This is a genomic window from Sphingobacterium prati, assembly GCF_013167215.1.
GTDB lineage: Bacteria > Bacteroidota > Bacteroidia > Sphingobacteriales > Sphingobacteriaceae > Sphingobacterium > Sphingobacterium prati.
The window spans coordinates 435,864-457,184 of sequence record NZ_JABJWY010000034.1; the positions used below are offsets into that span (position 1 = coordinate 435,864).

Annotated in this window: 19 protein-coding genes; 12 read left to right on the forward strand and 7 right to left on the reverse strand. The window is 40.5% G+C overall.

Features of this window, described 5'->3' with window-relative positions; translation table 11 throughout:
• Positions 1 to 64 precede the first annotated feature (64 nt).
• The 5 genes from HPC41_RS12065 to coaA all read left to right on the forward strand — a co-directional run bounded on the left by HPC41_RS12065 (position 65) and on the right by coaA (position 4,501).
• On the forward strand, positions 65 to 1,120 hold the full coding sequence (locus tag HPC41_RS12065) for a patatin-like phospholipase family protein (RefSeq protein ID WP_172394262.1): 1,056 nt from the start codon (positions 65 to 67) through the stop codon (positions 1,118 to 1,120).
• Between the two features lie 31 nt (positions 1,121 to 1,151).
• Positions 1,152 to 2,384: a nucleoside recognition domain-containing protein gene (locus HPC41_RS12070; RefSeq protein WP_172394263.1), complete on the forward strand. Its 1,233-nt coding sequence runs from the start codon at positions 1,152 to 1,154 to the stop codon at positions 2,382 to 2,384.
• A 158-nt stretch (positions 2,385 to 2,542) separates the two neighbouring features.
• Complete coding sequence (locus tag HPC41_RS12075) at positions 2,543 to 2,923, forward strand: methylglyoxal synthase (RefSeq protein ID WP_172394264.1); 381 nt, start codon at positions 2,543 to 2,545, stop codon at positions 2,921 to 2,923.
• A 24-nt stretch (positions 2,924 to 2,947) separates the two neighbouring features.
• Positions 2,948 to 3,349 (forward strand): OsmC family protein, encoded by a 402-nt coding sequence (locus HPC41_RS12080; protein WP_172394265.1) that lies wholly within the window; start codon positions 2,948 to 2,950, stop codon positions 3,347 to 3,349.
• A 192-nt stretch (positions 3,350 to 3,541) separates the two neighbouring features.
• On the forward strand, positions 3,542 to 4,501 hold the full coding sequence (gene coaA, locus HPC41_RS12085; RefSeq protein ID WP_172394266.1) for a type I pantothenate kinase: 960 nt from the start codon (positions 3,542 to 3,544) through the stop codon (positions 4,499 to 4,501).
• Here the strand turns inward: coaA and HPC41_RS12090 are convergent.
• Entirely contained in the window at positions 4,498 to 5,346 is an 849-nt protein-coding gene (locus HPC41_RS12090; RefSeq protein ID WP_172394267.1) for a mechanosensitive ion channel family protein, read from the reverse strand. The two genes, coaA and HPC41_RS12090, sit on opposite strands and share 4 nt — an antisense overlap.
• A gap of 176 nt (positions 5,347 to 5,522) precedes the next feature.
• On the opposite strand from HPC41_RS12090, the gene HPC41_RS12095 reads away from it, so the two are divergent.
• The 4 genes from HPC41_RS12095 (at position 5,523) to HPC41_RS12110 (ending at position 12,636) form a co-directional block, all read left to right on the forward strand.
• A complete protein-coding gene (locus HPC41_RS12095) occupies positions 5,523 to 7,622 on the forward strand; it encodes a heavy metal translocating P-type ATPase (RefSeq protein WP_172394268.1) in 2,100 nt (699 codons plus the stop codon).
• A gap of 162 nt (positions 7,623 to 7,784) precedes the next feature.
• On the forward strand, positions 7,785 to 10,355 hold the full coding sequence (gyrA, locus tag HPC41_RS12100; RefSeq protein ID WP_172394269.1) for a DNA gyrase subunit A: 2,571 nt from the start codon (positions 7,785 to 7,787) through the stop codon (positions 10,353 to 10,355).
• 5 nt (positions 10,356 to 10,360) lie between these two features.
• The gene (locus HPC41_RS12105; RefSeq protein ID WP_172394270.1) at positions 10,361 to 11,461 is read left to right on the forward strand and encodes a tetratricopeptide repeat protein; all 1,101 of its coding nucleotides are present in this window, start codon (positions 10,361 to 10,363) and stop codon (positions 11,459 to 11,461) included.
• A gap of 2 nt (positions 11,462 to 11,463) precedes the next feature.
• A complete protein-coding gene (locus tag HPC41_RS12110) occupies positions 11,464 to 12,636 on the forward strand; it encodes a tetratricopeptide repeat protein (RefSeq protein ID WP_172394271.1) in 1,173 nt (390 codons plus the stop codon).
• 207 nt (positions 12,637 to 12,843) lie between these two features.
• On the opposite strand, the gene HPC41_RS12115 is transcribed toward HPC41_RS12110, so the two are convergent.
• Both HPC41_RS12115 and HPC41_RS12120 read right to left on the reverse strand, forming a co-directional pair.
• Positions 12,844 to 13,278: an FKBP-type peptidyl-prolyl cis-trans isomerase gene (locus HPC41_RS12115; RefSeq protein WP_172394272.1), complete on the reverse strand. Its 435-nt coding sequence runs from the start codon at positions 13,276 to 13,278 to the stop codon at positions 12,844 to 12,846.
• 202 nt (positions 13,279 to 13,480) lie between these two features.
• A complete protein-coding gene (locus HPC41_RS12120) occupies positions 13,481 to 13,891 on the reverse strand; it encodes an OsmC family protein (RefSeq protein WP_172394273.1) in 411 nt (136 codons plus the stop codon).
• Between the two features lie 200 nt (positions 13,892 to 14,091).
• On the opposite strand from HPC41_RS12120, the gene HPC41_RS12125 reads away from it, so the two are divergent.
• Entirely contained in the window at positions 14,092 to 14,343 is a 252-nt protein-coding gene (locus HPC41_RS12125; protein WP_172394274.1) for a hypothetical protein, read from the forward strand.
• Between the two features lie 52 nt (positions 14,344 to 14,395).
• Positions 14,396 to 15,580 (forward strand): MFS transporter, encoded by a 1,185-nt coding sequence (locus HPC41_RS12130; protein ID WP_172394275.1) that lies wholly within the window; start codon positions 14,396 to 14,398, stop codon positions 15,578 to 15,580.
• A 152-nt stretch (positions 15,581 to 15,732) separates the two neighbouring features.
• Here HPC41_RS12130 and fabV read toward each other — a convergent pair whose 3' ends face one another.
• The gene (gene fabV, locus HPC41_RS12135; protein ID WP_172394276.1) at positions 15,733 to 16,935 is read right to left on the reverse strand and encodes an enoyl-ACP reductase FabV; all 1,203 of its coding nucleotides are present in this window, start codon (positions 16,933 to 16,935) and stop codon (positions 15,733 to 15,735) included.
• A 161-nt stretch (positions 16,936 to 17,096) separates the two neighbouring features.
• On the opposite strand from fabV, the gene HPC41_RS12140 reads away from it, so the two are divergent.
• On the forward strand, positions 17,097 to 18,035 hold the full coding sequence (locus HPC41_RS12140; RefSeq protein ID WP_172394277.1) for a DMT family transporter: 939 nt from the start codon (positions 17,097 to 17,099) through the stop codon (positions 18,033 to 18,035).
• A 17-nt stretch (positions 18,036 to 18,052) separates the two neighbouring features.
• Here HPC41_RS12140 and HPC41_RS12145 read toward each other — a convergent pair whose 3' ends face one another.
• The 3 genes from HPC41_RS12145 to HPC41_RS12155 form a co-directional block, all read right to left on the reverse strand.
• The gene (locus HPC41_RS12145) at positions 18,053 to 19,888 is read right to left on the reverse strand and encodes an ABC transporter ATP-binding protein (RefSeq protein WP_246250610.1); all 1,836 of its coding nucleotides are present in this window, start codon (positions 19,886 to 19,888) and stop codon (positions 18,053 to 18,055) included.
• A gap of 115 nt (positions 19,889 to 20,003) precedes the next feature.
• The gene (locus HPC41_RS12150; protein ID WP_172394278.1) at positions 20,004 to 20,798 is read right to left on the reverse strand and encodes a S1/P1 nuclease; all 795 of its coding nucleotides are present in this window, start codon (positions 20,796 to 20,798) and stop codon (positions 20,004 to 20,006) included.
• Between the two features lie 22 nt (positions 20,799 to 20,820).
• The gene (locus HPC41_RS12155; protein WP_172394279.1) at positions 20,821 to 21,282 is read right to left on the reverse strand and encodes a DUF4268 domain-containing protein; all 462 of its coding nucleotides are present in this window, start codon (positions 21,280 to 21,282) and stop codon (positions 20,821 to 20,823) included.
• Positions 21,283 to 21,321 lie beyond the last annotated feature (39 nt).

Sequence of the window (21,321 nt, forward strand, 5' to 3'; positions counted from 1 at the left end):
AAGAACGCTGCCAATTGTAAACATTTTTTATATTTACATATCGTGAATTAATTAATCTTTGCATATGAAGAATATTCTTGCGCTGGATGGTGGCGGTATTCGAGGAATCATTCCTGCGATGGTACTGGTGGCTCTAGAAGAGAAACTACAAAAACACACAATGGATCCCAATGCACGAATTGCCTCTTATTTTGACTTTATTGCCGGCACAAGCAGTGGTGGAATTCTGACAAGTATCTTATTATATCCAGCGGAGGGTGACCCTACCCGTCCGAAGTTTTCCGCACGTGATGCCCTAAATTTATTCGTAAATCATGGAACGGAGATCTTCAATACCTCCAAATGGCGTCGCTTCTTGGGTGGATTCGGTTTAGTTAGTGAATTGTACTCATCTGCTCCCTTATCGAATGTATTAGACAAATATTTTCAAAACGCAAGATTAAGTCATCTCATCAAGCCCTGCATTATCACGGCCTATAACATTGAGCTACGTAAAAATCATTTTTTTAGGCAACAAAAGGCAATCACACATGGCGAAGCGCGGGATTTTTATTTAAAGGATGTCTGCAAAGCGACTTCAGCAGCTCCAACCTTCTTTCCTGTCGCCGAAATATACTCGATATCCAATACTAGGTATCCACTTATAGACGGTGGGGTATTCGCTCAAAATCCCTCCATTTGTGGTTTGCTTGAAGTATTAAAAGCCTTTAACAGCACACAGATCAACGACATGTTTATGGTATCCTTGGGTACTGGGGTATCAAAGACAGCCTATAATTACGAACACTTTAAGAAAAAGCTCGCTATTCAGATTGGACCAGCCTTAGTCGATATCATGACAAGTGCCTCTTCTGAAAGTACCGAATTCTTTATCAAGCAACTATTCAGAAGCAACGGAAAACAACAGAATTACGTTCGGCTGGAACCTGCTAACCTTTCTAGTATAAACGCCTCTTTGGATGCAGCCTCGCCAAACAATATCCAAAAGCTCATCTCCTTATCCGATAAGCTCATCAGTGAACATGAGGATACACTGGATTATATCATCGAACACCTCATCAAAGAAAAGAATCAGAATAAGAAGAAAAATCCATGGAGCCAGTTGATGGATAAATTCTAAAAGGTTACTTTTACGCATATTTAAATCTATTATGGCATTAAACTACGTATGGGTTGCATTTTTTTTAATCACATTTGCCGTAGCCCTGGTAAAACTTATCTTTTTCGGAGATACCGAAATCTTTCAACAAATTGTCAATTCCATTTTTGACAGCGCTAAAAACGGAGCTGAAATTTCCTTGGGGCTAATCGGGATGATGAGTTTCGCCCTGGGAATCATGAAAATTGGTGAAAAAGGTGGTATGATCAATATCTTCGCAAAAATTGTAGGCCCTTTTTTCCATAAATTATTTCCCGAAATCCCTAAAAACCACCCTGCGCTCGGATCTATCCTGATGAATTTCTCCGCTAATGCGCTTGGTCTGGATAATGCGGCAACACCTTTGGGTCTTAAAGCGATGAAGGAACTCCAGGAACTGAATCCCAATAAGGAAACGGCAACCAATGCACAGATTATGTTTATTGTACTCAATGCCTCCAGCTTGACCCTATTACCGATTTCCATTATGGCTTACCGCAAAGAAGCGGGTGCGCCGGATCCTTCGGATGTTTTCCTTCCGATTTTGATCGCAACCTTCTTTTCGACCTTAGTGGCCTTGATCCTTGTTGCCATTTATCAGAAAATAAACCTATTCAACCGTGTTGTTTTAGGTTATTTAGGTGCCATGGGTTTATTTATCGGGGGATTATTATATTATTTTTCGGGACTACAGCAAGCCGAAATAGAGATTTTCAGCAAAGTATTCGGCAATGTGATCCTGTTTAGCCTCTTCACTTCTTTTATAGGTCTGGCGCTTTTCCGCAAAGTCAATGTATATGACTCGTTTATAGAGGGGGCTAAAGAAGGATTCGAAGTTTCTGTTAAAATTATCCCTTATTTGGTAGCTATGTTGGTTGGTATCGCTGTTTTTAGGGCCTCAGGTACAATGGACTATATGGTTGCGGGTATATCTAACGGTATTGCCTTATGTGGTTTAGATACTTCTTTTGTTGATGCCCTGCCGGTCGCATTTATGAAACCGCTCAGCGGGTCAGGTGCCCGCGGACTAATGGTTGACTTAATGAATGCCAAAGGGCCCATGGACTTTGCGGCGCGTGTTGCCTGTGTTATCCAGGGATCTACTGAAACAACATTTTACGTATTGGCAGTCTATTTTGGTGCAGTCGGCATAAAACGGACCAGACATGCCTTGCCTTGTGCCTTATTAGCTGAGTTGGCGGGTGTAATAGCAGCTATTATTATTTCCTATATTTTCTTCAAATAGTATCCTACAAATTACCTTAAGTTTTGAAATAATGGGCAATTAAAACAAACTATTTAAACTGACCTGCCCTGAATAGTAAATTTATAACTGCCTACAGATGCATCATCTATTAAAGCGGCTGTTAGAACAAATACAAATGATTAAATAATGAAACAAGGATGAAAAAAACAATCGCACTGATCGCACATGATGGCAAGAAGCCAGAAATGGTTGCTTTTGTGAAAGACCACCAAGATTTGTTGGAACATGCAAATATCATCGCAACAGGGACGACTGGTTCTTATGTACGACAAACTGGACTGCCTGTAGAATTAAAACTAAGTGGCCCTATGGGAGGTGATGCACAGATCGCCGCATTAGCCGCAGAGGGTAAAGTGGATGGTATCATCTTCTTTCGTGATCCACTTGGCAAGCATGCCCACGAGCCAGATATTCAAATGTTGATGCGTGTATGCGATCTCTACAATGTTCCATTAGCAACAAACCCTGCTACCGGAAGTTTGATTATTGAAGGCTTATTGGAAGATTTAATCGACTAACGTAAAGCTATATTATTTAAGATAATGGAAAATGAAGTTATTGTTACTATAGGTGAAACTCCCTATATCACGACTGTACAATATGGTAAACACCAAATTATTGCTGATGAGCCAAAAGACTTAGGCGGTCAGGATGAGGGGATAAACCCTACACCGCTTTTGCTCTCTTCTTTAGGTACATGCAAGGCAATCACGGTTAAAATGTATGCTGAACGAAAAAATTGGCGTTTAGAAGAGGTTATTATACGGCTTTCACACGAGATACAAACCAGTGAAAAGCAACAGACTACTTATATACAATGTCATATTAGTTTTAAGGGGGATCTGGACGAAGAGCAAAAGAAAAGACTATTTAAGATTGCCGAAAAATGCCCGGTACATAAAATCTTAACTAATCCTATTGTAATAACTTCAAATCATTTGTAGTTGTTTCTTGGGATAACGGACAACACTAATTATATTTGTCCGCACAAAAAATCTTCGTACAACAATACCTGACAATTGCAGTAAAAGGGTAATGAAGGTTCTTATTTGTCGCTGAATAGGTAAAAAGTGCACTGTAACAGCAAAATAAGAAGGAATCAATAATACATATACGTTCAATAAAACAGCAAATAGATGCAATTGGATCCACAAATAGCAATAGACTCTCCTTTTAGATCAATTAAACGGGAAGACTGGAAAAATCTAAATGGAAAGATATTGCATAACTTCAGCTCCGAAGATCTCGAAAACCTGCATGCGCTCAACGAGCCATTGACAAACCAGGAGATCGAAGAAGTTTATGTTCCACTAAGTCATCTGCTGGAAATTCACATCGATCGTTTCCAAGGCCTGCATCAGCGAACAAACCGTTTTTTCGGTAAAGAAGAAAGCAAATTACCTTATATTATCGGGATCGCCGGATCTGTAGCTGTTGGAAAAAGTACAACAGCAAGGGTATTGCAACGGGTGCTGAGTATGTTGCCCTCCAAACCCAAAGTGGATTTGGTGACCACGGATGGTTTTCTTTACCCCAATCAACAATTGATCGAGAGAGGTATCCTAAACCGTAAAGGATTTCCGGAAAGCTATGATGCCAAACGATTAATCCATTTTCTTTCTGCGGTTAAGTCCGGAGCGCCTAAAATAACTGTTCCGGTCTATAGTCACCTCGTTTACGACGTATTGCCAGATGACCAACAACAGATCATTGAACAGCCGGATATCTTAATCGTCGAAGGTATTAACGTATTACAGGTCAACTCACAACGCCCCCGTAAAGGACATAGTGTCTTCGTTTCCGATTTTTTCGATTATTCGATCTACGTACATGCCAGTGAGAAAAACCTCATCGAGTGGTATACCAATAGGTTTGAATCCTTACGGGCGACTGCCTTTCAGAATCCGGCTTCCTTTTTCCATAAATATGCAGATATGTCACCCGAAGAAAGTAATATCATGGCCGTCAATATCTGGAATGAGATCAATAAGCCTAACTTGATCAAGAATATCTTACCGACTCGCTATCGGGCGGATCTTATCTTAGAAAAAGGCAGCCACCACTTTGTCAAGAATGTGAAAGTCAGAAAGATCTAATTGACCATCCCTTTAAATTGAAGGACCTGATTCAGGATCTTGCTCTGTACTTGCTGGTGAATCCGATTACTTGAAGATATCGTACTGACTTCAACTTTATATTTCACATAGTCTTTGGCCAGGTCCGCTATTTTCACTGTAAAACCCTGACTATGATCTAAATTGGAGTTATTTTGGAACAATGGCTTAAAATAGCTATCGAGCACCTCCACGGCAACAGCGCGATCTACCGGCAATTCAAATTTTACGACAATTTTATTGGATTTCTGCGAAGTCTTGTTGACTAACGTCGCTGTAAACACCAAATTATTGGGAATCATCACGGCATCATCATCTTCATCTCTGACAACGAGGTTAGCCAAAGTAATATCGACAATTTTACCCTGATACTCTCCTATTTTTATACGATCGCCAACGGAAAACTGATCCGAGAACATAATAATCAATCCCGATATCATATTGGTAATATATTCCCTAAAGATAACCGCGATAGCCATCGCTACAATAGTCATGCTGGTTATAAAGTCCTTCGGGTTGATCCCGACAGCAATCATTACACTAACAATAATGAAAAATACATTTCCCACAGTTGCTACACGTGTAATGCCCAACACAAAATTACCACGCACAACCTGATGTTCATTTCTGCTATTGTAAAGTTTAACGAGAATAAAATGACCGATCGAAATCAGCACACTGGCTGTCAAAAAAGTATTCAGTCCGTATGCAATATTCCGAATGACCTCCCGTTGCTTATAAAAGGCCTCAAATTGTACAAATGAAGCGGTCAGCGCAATAAGTAGAATAATCCGTACGATAAAGGAAATAGAAATAGCTTTCGTCATTTTTAAATGTTGATGATTTGCAAATAAAAACAAATTTATCGTTTTCTCCACGGTGACCAAAGATTTTTTTCGTATACAGAAGCGCTAAACCTGTTATAGGGCTAAACAATTTTACTTTACCTAAAAAGCATTATCAGGAAATACCTATCTTTGCCTAAAGCATTACAGACTATTAAATGAAGGAATCCAACGTGCAAACTGAACTCAACGTAACCGGAATGCACTGTACGAATTGTGCTATTTCAATTCATAAATACCTGGAAGACATGGGCGCTAAGGAGATTTACGTTGATTTCACTTCAGATGAAGTAAAGTTCTCCAATATTCCCCAGGATCAGGTCCCGCAACTTGTCAAAGGCATAGAATCATTGGGCTATAAAGTCATCAAGGATAAGGATGGCAAAGTGAGTTTTTGGAAATCAGTCGAATTCAATTTTATCATTTGCCTATTCTTCACTATTCCACTATGGAGCCACATGTTTATCAACATTCCCTTGCTGCATGACCCCTATATACAGCTGGCTTTTTGTACTCCGGTCTACCTTATTGGTTGCCTATACTTTGGCAATAGCGCCCTGCATTCGCTCTGGAATAAAATGCCCAACATGGATGTACTGATCTTTGTCGGCTCCACTGCGGCCTTTGTCTATAGCGCTATTGGCACATATTATCACTTGGGACACGATTATCAATTTTACGAAACTTGTGCAACGATTATTACGTTGGTCTTTATGGGTAACGTTCTTGAAAAACGCGCTGTTACAAAGACTACATCTGTCATCAAAGATCTGGTTAAATATCAAGACATTAAGGCAATTAAAATTGAGAATAATAGCGAAATTGAAATTTCCGCCAGGGAGATTAAATCTGGAGATATCCTGAAAGTGAATACTGGAGGCCTGATTCCAGCAGATGGGGATATCCTAGATGGATATGCGTGGATTGATGAATCCATGATTACAGGCGAGAGTCTCCCAATCGAAAAAACAAAATATGATGCCGTAATTGGCGGTACACTGCTAACAGCCGGTAACATCAGAATCTCCGCCACCAAAGTGGGTTCTAAAAGTGTTTTATATCAGATTATTCAATTAATTAAAGACGCGCAGAGCAAAAAACCACCTATTCAAAAATTTGGAGATAAAGTAGCAGCCTATTTTGTACCTATTGTTGTCACGGTCTCGTTTTTCACCTTCTTTATTGCTTATTTTATAGCCCAATTACCTTTACAACATGCGTTGATGAACGCTATTGCGACGCTGGTCGTCTCCTGCCCCTGTGCGATGGGTCTGGCTACACCGACAGCAGTGATGGTCGGCCTTGGTCGAGCAGCCAAACAAGGTATACTCATTAAAGGCGGGAGCACGATTGAAGAATTGTCTGAAATCAAGCAGATGGTCTTTGACAAGACAGGAACCTTGACAACAGGGGATTTTAATATCAAAGCCATTCAGACCTTTGGCATTGAGCAATCCCAGGTTGAATCCATCATTGCTCAACTAGAAAGTTATTCCAGTCATCCAATCGCACAATCTATCCGCAAACAGCTCAAGGAAATAAAGTCATACCGCATTATTTTCAAAGAAGTCAACGAAATAAAAGGACAAGGAATATTTGCCACGGATACCAATGGAAACAGCTACTCGATTTGTAATGCGAAAATTGGCAAGAAAGATTATTCCAATAGGTACGATCTGACGTTGACCATCAATGACGTGGTCATCGCAGGTATCGTTCTTGAAGATCAGATCAAACCCCACGCAAAAGAACTTATACAACATTTAAAGGACAAGGGTATCAGACCCATTCTATTGAGTGGTGACAGACAAAGCAAATGTGAACGGACAGCGCAAAAACTTGGCATAGCCGATGTTTACTGGGAGAAATCACCCAGCGAAAAATTAACGGTTCTATCCGACCTAAAAAAGACAGCACTTACAGCGATGATTGGTGATGGTATCAATGATGCTCCTGCCCTTACTGCAGCCGACGTTGGCATTTCACTTGGTGACGCCACGCACATCGCTATCCAATCTGCAAAAGTCATTTTATTGAACAACGATTTGAAATCCATCGAGAAGCTCCTACAAATAGGTCATCATACCCTATTGACTATCAAGCAAAATCTCTTTTGGGCATTTGCTTATAATATTATCGCGATCCCATTAGCCGCTGCGGGGTTCTTAGGCCCCATGCTCGCAGCTTTAAGTATGGCCTTCTCCGACCTCATTGTCATCGGTAACTCCATCCGTCTGCGCTTTAAAAAATTGAAATAAAAACAATACGGCATAAGTACCAAGACAATCCATAAAAGATTGTCTTTTTTGTGTATATTAGGGTTGAATTCATTCGCTTTTGAGGTTAAATTTTTGTAACTTCGCATGCGTAGCAAGCCAATTAAAAGGCTTGCTTACTAGTTTTATTGAAACCAAATTCATATGGCTGAAGAAACAGAAAACGACAACAATCTTGTTCCGGCAAACGACCGGATTATCCCAATCAATATCGAGGATCAGATGAAGTCTGCTTACATTGACTACTCCATGTCTGTCATTGTATCGCGGGCACTCCCTGATGCACGTGATGGTATGAAGCCCGTACACAGACGTGTTCTTTATGGTATGTTGGACTTAGGGGTTACCAGTGGTAAGCCTTATAAAAAGTCTGCCCGTATCGTTGGTGACGTATTAGGTAAATATCACCCACATGGTGATTCATCCGTTTACGATACCATGGTTCGTATGGCTCAAGATTGGAGTTTGCGCTATCCGTTGGTAGATGGTCAGGGTAACTACGGTTCGATTGACGGTGATCCTCCTGCGGCGATGCGTTATACGGAGGCGAGATTAAAAAAGATTGCCGAAGAAATGCTATCCGATATCAATAAAGATACTGTTGATTTTCAGAATAACTTTGATGATTCCCTACAGGAACCTACTGTATTACCTACGCGTATCCCTAACCTCTTGGTTAATGGAGCTTCAGGTATCGCTGTAGGTATGGCAACGAATATGGCCCCGCACAACCTTTCTGAGGTGATTGACGGCACCATTGCCTTCATCGACAACCGTGATATTGAAGTACCCGAATTAATGCAACATATCAAGGGGCCTGATTTCCCTACAGGAGCATTAATCTATGGTTACGCGGGTGTTCAGGACGCTTGCAATACGGGCCGTGGCCGTATCGTTATGCGCGCAAAGGCAGAAATCGAAACGACCAAATCCGGAAAAGAGCAAATTATAGTGACCGAAATCCCTTATCAAGTGAATAAGGCCAATATGATCGAACGTACGGCTGAATTGGTCAACGAAAAGAAACTGGAAGGTATTTCGGCTATCCGCGATGAGTCTGACCGTACCGGTATGCGTGTCGTTTATGACATTAAACGTGATGCAAATGCCAATGTTGTTCTAAACAATTTATTCAAATATACAGCGCTACAAACCTCTTTTTCAGTCAATAATATCGCCTTAGTTAAAGGAAGACCTGTACTGATGAATCTAAAAGATATGATTCGTGAGTTTGTTGAACATAGGCACGATGTTATCGTCAGACGTACACGTTACGAATTGGCGGAAGCTGAGAAACGGGCGCATATCTTGGAAGGATACTTGATCGCCCTGGATCATTTGGATGAAGTCATCAAATTAATCCGTAACTCCGATACACCCGAAGATGCACGTGTTGGATTGATGGAGCAATTCGGTCTATCCGATCTTCAAGCCCGTGCTATTCTGGACATGACCTTGCGTCGTTTGACTGGACTGGAACGTGATAAGATCAAAGAAGAATATGCTGAATTGATGAAAACAATTGACTATTTGAAATCGATATTAGCAGACGAAGAGCTCCGCATGAAGATCATCAAAGATGAGTTGATTGAGATCAAAGAAAAATATGGTGACGAACGTAGGTCGCAGATCGTTCATTCTGCCGAAGACATGCGTATGGAAGACTTTATTGATGACGAAGAAATCGTGATCACAATCTCCCATAACAGCTATGTAAAACGTACGCCATTAACCGAATATAAACGTCAAGGTCGTGGTGGCCGTGGATCAATCGGAACAAACACGCGCGAAGAGGATTTCACGGAACATATCATTACAGCCTCGGCGCACAACTATATGCTTCTATTTACCGAAGCAGGTCGCTGTTTCTGGCTACGTGCGTTCGAGATCCCTGAAGGAAGCCGTACTTCACGTGGTCGTGCACTTCAAAACATCATCAACGTACCGAAGGAAGAGAAAATCAAGGCCTTTATCTTAGTGAAGAACCTGAAAGACCAGGAATACCTGGAAAACAACTTCATTATCATGTGTACTAAAAAAGGTACCATCAAGAAAACTTCTTTGGAAGCCTATTCCCGCCCAAGAGCAAATGGTATCAATGCAATCAACATCAACGAAGGTGATCAATTGATCGAAGCTTGTTTGACTACAGGAAGCAGCGAAATTGTGATGGCACTGCGTTCTGGTAGAGCAATTCGCTTTAACGAATCTACAGTACGTCCAATGGGCCGGACAGCGACGGGAGTTAGAGGTATCACCCTGTCTTCCGAAAGTGATGAGGTGATTGGCATGATTAGTGTCAATGATTCAGAGACAACTGTATTGGTAGTTTCAGAAAAAGGTTATGGAAAACGTACTGATATCGAAGATTACCGTGTCACAAACCGTGGAGGTAAGGGTGTCAAAACAATCAATGTAACTGACAAAACAGGTGAGTTGGTAGCGATTAAAGGTGTTACAGATGCAGAAGACCTTATGATCATCAATAAATCAGGTATTGTCATCCGGATTGCTGTCGAAGGATTACGTGTCATGGGTCGTGCAACACAAGGGGTAAGACTCATTAATCTGAAAGACAATGACGAGATTGCTTCCATCACAAAAGTTGATCGTGAAGAAGAATCTGAGGAAGAGTCTGAGGAGACCGAAAATTCAACAGAAGGAGATAACGAAGGATTAACTTCTGAGGAAAATATAGATTCAAACGAAGAATAAACTGAATGAAAAACTTACTGATATCATTGTTCATATCTGCAAGTAGTTTAACTGTTGTTGCCCAATCAAATTTGAAAGAGGGCAGCAACAGTTTTGCTTTATATACCAAAACTGGCGATTTTAAAAATCTTGAAAATGCCCGTAAGTTTGCCGATGCAGCATTCCAATCCAAAAAAGATTCGGCGTCTGTCAACAACAATCTTTTGAGGGCCTTGGTATACAGTTCGCTGGCAGTTGCGGATTCAACTAGAAAACAACAGTATAAACTAGACCCTATAGATATATCCATTAAGTCATTAAGATTATTAGATGCAAAAAAAGCACGCCGGAATTTTCCTGCCGAAATGGATTATATCCGTCAAAATCTTGCTGGCGCGATCTCCTATCAAGGTGGTGTTGCTTTAAAAGAAGAAAAGTTTGATAAAGCGTATAAAGCTTACCTTCGTATAGATTCACTTGGTTTTAAAAATAGTGATCTGAAATATAATCTTGCTGTACTCGCCGGGAAAAACAAAGACTATATGAATTCAATCAAATACTATGATGAACTCATTAAAGGGGAAAGTCCCAAACCAAACTATTTTTTAGAATTAGCGCAAATTTATAGTTTAGGTGGTACTAAACAGGATGTCTTAAACGTTTTAGAAAAAGGTCATGCTGTATTCCCGGAGAATAAGCAAATACTTTTTAGATTGATCGATGTGTATTCGGCTAATAGCTCGTATGATGCTATATTGAACGTTATCGCTGATGCAATCCGTTTAGAGCCTGAGAATGTTGAATTAAATTACATTGCCGGTTATTCTTACGAAAATGCAAATGATCTGAAAAAAGCAAAAGAATATTATAACAATGTATTAAGGTTAGATCCAAACAACTATGAATCTAATTTGGCCTTAGGTTTGATTAATCTCGAAACGCTATTAAAAGATCCGACAAATCAAGATATTCAAGATTTGACGGTCGAATATCTATTAAAAGCAAACGAGATCAGACCTTATGATGTTAATGCCTTAAAAGCATTGGCAAAATATTATACGCTTATTGAGGATGCATCACAATTAGACAGGGTAAATTTATTATTGAATCAATTAACAGTTAAATAGATATGAATTTAAAATCTCTATTATTATTAGCGGCAATAGGTACTGTTTCGACATCAGTTTCTTTCGCCCAAACGGGTAACGTAAAAAAAGCAAAAACTGGTCTTGCAAAATTTCAGGAATTAAAAGAAGCGGGTACCGCACAATTAGGCCTACCTAATCTAAAATCGGCGAAAGAAGCTATCGACGCTGCTGTTATCAACGAAAAAACAAAAGATAATGCAGAAGCTTGGACAGTATATGCTTTGGTCAACGCAAACCTATCTACTATAGATAAATCCAGCGAATTAGCAAAATTAGCAGAAGATGGTATTGCCAAAGCAAAACAATTGGATACCGATGGAGCTAACAAAGCGAACATCACTGTTGCAGAGCAAATTCTTGGACAATACAACTTCAATATTGGTGCAGAAGAATACCAGGCACAAAAATATGCCGATTCTTATAATTCGTTCACGAAAGCATTGACTTACCTTCCTGGAGATACGTTGGTAACTTACTACAGTGGCGTCGCCGCATTGTCCAATAAGGATTATAAAAATGCAATTGAACGTTACAAAGAGTTAATCCCTAGAAAAGACTTTTCTTCACATAAAACAATTATGGTCGATCTACCTAAATTGTATTTATCGCTGCAGGACACAACTTCCGCTCTTGAGTACGCCAAAAAAGCTGCTGAAGCTTATCCGGACGACAATGCAGCAATGACCCAAAACATCGAATTGAACTTGATTACAGGTCACGAAAAAGAGACTATCGATGCCATTACTGCACAATTGGCGAAAGATCCATCAAACAAAAGTCTGAACTATTATTTAGGTATCGCACAGTCATCTGCAAAAAATGACGAAGCGGCAATTGCTGCTTATAAAAAAGCATTGGAAATCGATCCTAACTTTTTTGAAGCCAATACAAACTTAGCAATCACGTTGATGAATAAAACACGTGAAAAACTAAATGCTGTTAATAATAATAGAAAATTGACTCAGGCGCAATACAATACTGAAGTAGATAAGATTAAAGCTGAACTAAAACCGGTATTACCTTATTTAGAAAAAGCAGTTGCTTTACAACCAAAAAATGCAGATGCGCTTACTAATCTAAAAAACTATTATGTTTTCATGCAGGACGAAGCTAAAACCACTGAAATAAATAATAAAATCAAAGAATTAGAATAATTATACTATAAGTTTTTCTAAAATAGATATAAAAAGTCCCCGGCAAAATCGGGGACTTTTTATTTGTTTTGAGGGAGCCACCTTTTCATAAGGGAATCAGGTTTCACATAAAAAAAATTATGCATTTATTCCTAAGGGAAAAATTTACTTTCTTAAATACCGGTTACTCCCTTCCTTTGTTTAGCAAGCGATCGATTTCAAGAACCATCATAGAATCGCGATCAGTTCAATCTGAAACACCAAGGTGCATTCCCCCCCTTTTCGAGGCAGCAATTCTTCCTTTCCATAAGCTAAATGTGGTGGAAGATAAACTTGCCAGATCGATCCCACAGACATCATGCACATCGCCTCTTGCCAGCCTTGAATAAGTTCGTTGATATGGAATGTTTCTGGACGTTTGCGTTTGTAAGAACTGTCAAATACTGTTCCGTCCAATAGTTCACCTTTGTAATGACAGATGACTTTGGAAGTCTTTGTCGGAGTTTTGCCCGCCCCTTCTGTCAATATTTTATACTGTAACCCCGACTGGCAGACAGTTACCTCCGCTTTCGTTGCATTCTCCTGTAAAAACACGATTCCTTCCCCCCTGTTCTTTTCTAATAGTGCAGTGGCATTTAGCTTGTTCTTCTTTTTCTGTACCAAAATAATTTCGTTTAACTTTCCCTAATCCTAACAGCTGGACTTATTACACTTGGGACGTTTGGTCGATTGTCGCACTATAATAAACCAGTCAGAACCAAAGTAACAGCTTTTTATTAGTTTAACGAAAAAATGCAGCTAATTTGTAATATTTCGACAAATTAACTGCATTTCTATACTGATATTACTCTTCTAAAAAATGACCTTATAGCAAAGTAGCCTGCAATGTTTTCTCAAAATTAAATGCCTTGCTAACAGGACAATTCTCCTTTGCCTTTTTAGCAAGTGACTGAAATTCAGGTTCATCAATGGCGGGGATTTTAGCGGTCAGTTCTAGTTCAGAACGGACAATTGCACCATTTTCAAATACTATGGTCGACACAGTTTTGAGCTCATCGGGGGGGAAACCGGCTTCGGTTAAGAATGCGCTCAGTTGCATTGTAAAACAGCCAGCATGGGCAGCAGCTAATAACTCCTCCGGATTGGTACCCACGCCATCCTCAAATCGTGTTGAAAATGAATATTGGGTATGGTCCAATACTGTGCTGTCTGTTGTCAAATTTCCTTTACCTTCTTTTAGATTCCCGTTCCATAAGGCTGTTGCTTTTCTTCTCATGATTTTCTTTTATTGTATATAATTATTATTGAATAATTTGCCCTGACCTTTCCAAGCTTCGTGATAAATTCTCTTCTTCATCCACCTGACGAAAGCCTCTTATAGAACAAACGATCGTTTAAAAAGTTGTGTATTATTCCGTAAAATCGTGTCGCACTTCGGCCACAAGTGTCGTTATTCAATACAATAAAACTAAACTCATGAATAAATTAACATATCTCCTCATCTTAACAGCAACATTCGTCTCCTGCAAAGCCCGTCAGAATAGCCAGCAAGCGCTCATTCAGGACTGTCCCGAAGAAAAAATTGTCAATAAAATTCCCGGTCCTCCGGTAAAAGGAGAATCCGAAAGAACCTATTATATTTATCAGGGCAAAAAACTGTCTCCCAAACAGTTTGATCAGGAATGGCTGAATAAAAATTGTGAGATTAAAGAGACAGTTGTTTATTAGTTTTATTTCCAAAAACAAGTGTAAACAAGTACTTTTGCCTAAAATTTTTAAAATGACAGTTTCTCTTCCCGAGGTCAGTAAAAAGATTTTAGGCTATGTTTCTTTAACTTTCCTTGGTTATTTCACAATTGGCTTATCACTTGCGACCTTACCTATTTTTATCCATCAAATTCTAGGATTTAATACAATTATCGCCGGACTGGTCATCAGTGTACAATATATTGCGACCTTTTTACTCCGGGGTTATGCCGGAAAGATCGTGGATACCAAAGGCCCCAAAGTATCTGTCCTGCGTAGCATGCTCTTTTTTGCACTTTCGGGCATTTTACTGTTGCTGGTCTTTTTATTCAAATCACAGCCTTTTATTAGCCTGGGTTTATTGCTTATTACACGGCTATTTACCGGTATTGGCGAGGGTTTGGTGGGTGCTAGCCCCATCAACTGGGCTTTAATGGAGCTTGGTGATGGGCATGCTGCCAAGGCGATATCATTTAACGGCATCGCCAGCTATGGTGCGCTTGCCATCGGCGCTCCGCTGGGTGTATTTATGGTGGATCATATCAATTACGAATCGTTAGCACTACTCGCCATTGTTATAGGAATCCTGGGGTATTTTTATAGTAAGTCAAAAAAACCTTATCAAGTGGACCGCAAGAAGACAGCTTCCATAAGCTTCAAGCGGGTGCTTCTGACTGTCGCTCCATTTGGAATATGTCTAGCCTTAGGTGGTCTTGGTTTTGGAAGTATCTCAACCTTTATGACGCTGTATTATGAGCATTTCAATTGGCAGAATGGGGCGGCATGTTTGACAGCCTTTGGTATTTTCTTTATTCTGACGAGACTTGTATTCAATAAGGTGATTGATCAATATGGCGGTTTAAAAGTTGCCTTAGTCAGTCTTTTTGTCGAAACATTGGGTCTCCTGGTCATTGCTTTGGCTGTCCATCCCCTATGGACACTTGTCGGAGCCGCACTGACAGGCCTGGGCTTTTCACTTGTTTTCCCTGCTCTTGGTGTGGAAGCAATAAAAAGGGTCGACCAGAGCCAGCAGGGGTCGGCATTAGCCGCTTACGGATTATTTATCGATATCTCCTTGGGAATTACAGGGCCGCTGATCGGTTTTGTAGCCAATAATGTCGGTATGAGTGGTATCTACCCCTTCAGCGCCATTATGGTGTCCATCGGTTTGGCAGTAGTGGGAAATTTATGCTATAATCAACGGACAAAGCTTGCCTAACCCGGCAAGGCCGGCAGTGAAAAGCTGTAAAAAAATAAAATCCCCACCTGTGCCCATTGGATAACTGAAATGATAGAATGGGTATATGCAAAATCGAATTAAAAAAAGGCCATCCAATTGTGGATCGCCTTTTTTATAACGTATATTTTAGGTTAGTTTTCAATGCTTGGCACCGCAACGACTTCATTCGTGTCAGCGTTGTAATCTATGCCATCAAAATTAAAACCAAATAGATTGAAAAACTCATTACGATAACCTTCAATATCGGAGATTTCAGCTAAATTTTCTGTAGTTGCTTTCTCCCATAATGCCGCTACTTCTGCCTGAACATCTTCACGCATTTCAAGATCATCAACGCGAATTCTGCCTTTATCATCAAGCAACACCTTGCCATCCGCTGTATAAAGACGTTCTGCAAACAAGCGCTGCATTTGCTCGATCGTACCTTCGTGGATTCCTTTCTCTTTCATCACCTTATACAATAGAGAGATATACAAAGGTACTACAGGAATTGCTGAACTGGATTGCGTAACCAAAGCTTTGTTAACAGAGACATATGCGACACCATGAAGATCACTTAAGATCGCATTGATGGCAGGTACAGTACCTTCTAAATCGTCTTTCGCACGTCCAATCGTTCCGTTACGGTAGATCGGATAAGTCAGCTCAGGTCCAATATAAGAGTAAGCTACTGTCTTCGCTCCATCAGCCAAAACGCCGGCAGCTTTCAGATCTTCGATCCAGAATTTCCAGTCTTCCCCTCCCATTACTGCAACCGTATTCACGATGTCTTCATCATTTTCTATGGGCTGGATCGTAATATCCGAAACAACGCCTGTATGGAAGTCTACCGTTTTATTGGTAAAAGGCTCTTGTATAGGTTTCAGAACAGATGCGTGCGCAACACCTGTTTTGGGATGCGTGCGGCGTGGAGAAGCTAGACTGTACACCACTAAATCCACCTGTCCTAAATCTTTTTTGATCAGGTCAATGGTCTGTTTTTTTATATCATCTGAAAATGCGTCACCATTGATGCTTTTGGCGTATAATCCGGCTTCATGAGCTTCTTTTTCAAAAGCTGCGGAATTGTACCAACCAGCGGTCCCTGGTTTACCTTCTGCCGCAGGTTTTTCAAAAAATACACCGATTGTAGCAGCTCCAGAACCAAATGCTGCAGAAATCCGAGATGCAATACCAAATCCTGTAGAAGCACCGATTACAAGTACTTTCTTTGGACCATTCGCGATCTCACCCTTTGATTTCACGTATTCAATTTGATTTTTAATGTTTTGCGCAGCCCCTTGTGGATGCGAGGTTAAACAAATAAAACCTCTAGTTCTTGGTTGTATAATCATCTTGATTAATTTTCTTACTACTTGTTTTATTGATTAGGCAAAATAAGGAATTTTAAATGAGAAAATCGCCATAAAAATTAATTACTTTTTGTTTCATTTCCAATTAAACGGGCATTTGCGTACTTTCACAGCAGGAAATATACACCGCATTCATTTTATTTATGCCAACCCAATTTACAATAAAAAACAATAAAAAGACGGCACTTTTTTTAGGAATATTGGCCGCGTTATTTTTCGCAAGTACCTTTGTCCTAAACCGTATCATGTCCGTTTCGGGAGGAAGCTGGCAGTGGACAGCATCCTTGCGCTTTCTGTGGATGCTTCCCATCTTGTTTGTCATTGTATTAATAAGGGGCAATTTAGGACCACTCTTTTATGCTATCAAATCCTCCCCCTTGCAGTGGCTGCTATGGAGCACGATAGGTTTTGGTCTGTTTTATGCTACGCTGACATTTGGCGCAAGCTTCGGTCCTTCCTGGCTGGTGGCCAGCACCTTTGAATTTACCATTATCGCAGGAATGTTTATTGGGCTATTAATGGAGAAAAAAGGGCATCGAAAAGGGATATCCAAAGCTTCGCTGCTGTTTTCGGTTATTATTTTCCTCGGCATTGTGCTAATGCAGATTTCCGAGGCACGGGCAACCTCCGTAAAATCCATGCTTTTGGGTACTATCCCAGTATTGATCGGAGCAATCGCTTACCCGCTGGGAAACCGTAAAATGATGCAAATTGCAGGAACCAAACTGGATGCCTTCCAACGCACCCTGGGCATGACTTTATGCAGCATGCCTTTTTGGCTAATGCTCAGCATCTTCGGTTATCTGGATAAAGGAGGGCCTACGGAGAGTCAGCTGCTGCAAACTCTGATGGTAGCCATCTTTTCGGGTGTGATTGCCACACTCCTATTCTTTACAGCGACAGATATCGTCCGCACCGACCCTAAAGCACTCGCCGCAATAGAAGCTACACAGGCCATGGAGGTGATCTTTACCTTGTTGGGTGAAATCATTTTATTACAGGCCGCGCTTCCAAATAGTTACTCCTGTGCAGGAATTGGTCTGGTTGTCATTGGAATGCTATTGCATAGCCGTTCGCATTAGCATCAAAAAAGATTACATCAATTTTCATCTCCATTTAAGGTCTTACTGATTTTACTTAAATTAAGGCTGTTGGCCATAGCAGAAAAGATCTCGTAATAGGCACCCTTCTGCATATAGAGATCTTCATGCTGCCCCTGCTCCACGACATGCCCCTTCTCCATAACCACAATGGCATTTGAATCGATAATCTGGGAGATGCTATGCGATACAATAATCACCGTTCGATCTTTCTTGATCGCGTCCAAGCTATTTTTAATCTGCTCCGTAGCAATGGCATCCAGATTTGCCGTGGGTTCATCCAGAAAAATAATAGGCGGATTTTTTAGGAACAGCCTTGCGATCGCAATGCGCTGCTGTTGTCCACCTGAAAGTAATTGCGCATCCGATTCATATCCTTTTGGAAGTTCCATAATCTGCTGATGGATATATGCTTTCTTCGCCGCTTCCATAATTTCCTCCCGTGAGCTTCCCATCTTGCCATACTCAATATTTTCAAATATTGTTCCTTTAAAAATATGGTTACGCTGCAGCACCATTCCGATATGTTGCCGTAGAAACGCCGTATCATAATCCGCTAGATCAACGCCGTCCAGCAAGATCCGTCCTCGTGTAGGCTCGTAGAATTTGTCCAGCAAATTGATAATTGTACTTTTCCCTGCGCCACTTAATCCAACTAATGCTGTAATTTCATTGGGTTTAATTTCAAAATTGACATCTTTTAAAGCCTGCGTCCCGTTAGGATATTCAAAGAAGACATGGTTCAGCGCCAAATGTCCGCGAATTTGTGCCGGCCGATAAGTCCCTTTTGATTCGATCTGATCATCGGATTCCAAAATCTCAAAAAAGGATTCTGAATAGATCAGGGCATCATTTACTTCATCGTAAATACGGTGCAGCTGGCGGATGGGTGCCGAAACATTGTTAAATAGCATGATATGAAACATAATCGCTCCAATCGTAATTTGTCCGGATAGTACCAAATAGGCCGTCAGCACGATAATGCCAACGACAGCAATCTGCTCCACAAAATTTTTGATACTATCATAGAAGAAACTTGTTTTTCGGGTCTGCATCTGGTTTTCGGTCATTTCATATTGAATCTTTTCGTGTCGCTTCGCCTCTTCGGGCTCCCGCACAAAAGATTTGATGACAAGAATTGAATCGATCAAAGCGATAATCCGATTATTTTTCGATTCGCGGTATTTGCGCATCTGCCGCCTAAAACCCGTTAGTTTAGAAGCCTGTGTCTGACCGATATAAAGATATAAAGGAATGACAGCAAGCCCTACCAAGCCAACGTATACATTGGCGTAGAACATACAGACCAGAGCAATGATGGCGTTGGCAAATAAGGGGAGAATATCAATAAAGAAGTTTTGTACTAAACGTGTCAGTGAGCTGATCCCTGAGTCGATACGTGTCGCCAGCTTGCCACTTTCATTATCTGCTGATGTATAAAAAGCGAGCTTATAGGTCAAAATACGACTGACAATGGATTGCGAAAAATCACGTGCAATATAAATACGGAGCTTTTCCCCGTAAAATTTCTGTCCAAACTGCACCAATGCATAGACAATTTCCTTGAGCAATAGTACCGCGCTGATGATCCCGACAATGTACATCCCCTTTGACAAGGGTTCTTTAGCCACCATCAAGGCGTTGATGGTATCTACCGTATACCGCAAAATAAAAGCATTGATCTGTGCAGCAAATGATCCGACAACGGTCAAAAGCAAGGTATAAACAATCAATTTACGGTAAGGACGTGCAAAGGGAATAATTTTTTTAAACAGCTGTGGAATGGTCATAAAGAAAGATTTACGATGTGCAAGTAACAAATAAGCACTATGCATTGTTTAAAAATAAACAGAAAAAATGTAACCCTACCTTCCGAGACCGAAATACTGACACAAAAAAATCGCATCATAAGCATGATACGACTTTTATTCATAGCACATTAACTTTGGATTACCCAAAAATGCGGTTCAATACCTTAGCCAGACGCAAACCACCTTTTAACAGACACTGTTCCATCGTATCTTTATTTTGATAAACATACGAATAAGACAAATTTGCATTATTGGCAACATCGGCATAAATCTTCTCAGCAAGCTGATTGGATTCGTACAGCCAATTAGACAGTTCACCCGCGGCCAATTGTTCATTCTCCTTTTTTCCGTTGACATCCAATACCGTTGCATATTCGGTATAACTATACTTCTCATTATCCACGAGATCACTGTCCCAGACACGGTGAATATTGGATTTTTTCCCAAACCAGCTTACCTCGATCTTGTTACCGCCCTGATCTTCTGCACGGCTGACATGCATGGGCTGATGAGCATCTCCCAGGATATGGATCAAGAAATAGAGATTTTGTTTCTGCTCGTCCAGCGAAATATTTTTATCAGCAAAAGACTGTTCGATACGTATTGCCATTTTGTATAAATTCTCATCAGCCGAATTTTCAAGTCCTTGCTGAAACGTTGCCCAGGGTAAATTTGAATTTAAGTTTATGAAATGCGCATTGCCTAATTTCTTAAATTCAGGATTCGGATCCGACTTGATAAAGTCCCCCCAATTTGCCCAGTATGCCAGCTTTTGCTGTCCAATGATTTTTCCGATATTCTTTTTTGCTTTTTTGCTCAAATGACGCTCCGCTATTTCGGCGACGACGCGGTGCCCAATGGTCCCCCAGGCAAATACCGATGAAAGCTGAAAACACAAAGCTACAGTCAACAGACCCTTAATCACTTTTTTCATTGTTATATTTATTTTATTGTAATTATTTAAAGATCTCGAATGCGTATTTTGCCGAAGACCAGAACTCATCTATCGCGATCATGCGTGGTTTAAAGAAAGCGATCAGTTCTCCCCATTCCGTTTCCTTAAAAATGCTATGGCCGGTTAAGGTTTTATAGATCTGGCAGTAGGGCTTGCCATATGCGTCATAACTATCCATATCCCATTCCCAATCTTCCCCAAGGATAGCATGAAGCAGCCCTTTATACTGCAGGAACTGCTCCGCCATTAATGTGCGGATTCCGGCATCCGCATGTGACCAGATAATCGCAATTTTCGCAGTATTTTGATCCGCATCCATCTTAAAATACAAATGCCTGACGCCGGTCTTATAGTTAATCCAATTGACTTTTTCGCCGTCTGCAGCGGAGTGCAGGGACATGAATTGCCCAAATTTGGTCCAGAACAGCTGTTTCAATTGCTTTACTTCTTCTCTTGAATACACAAATACAATTTTTAAGTCAACAAAATTAAGAAAATAGCG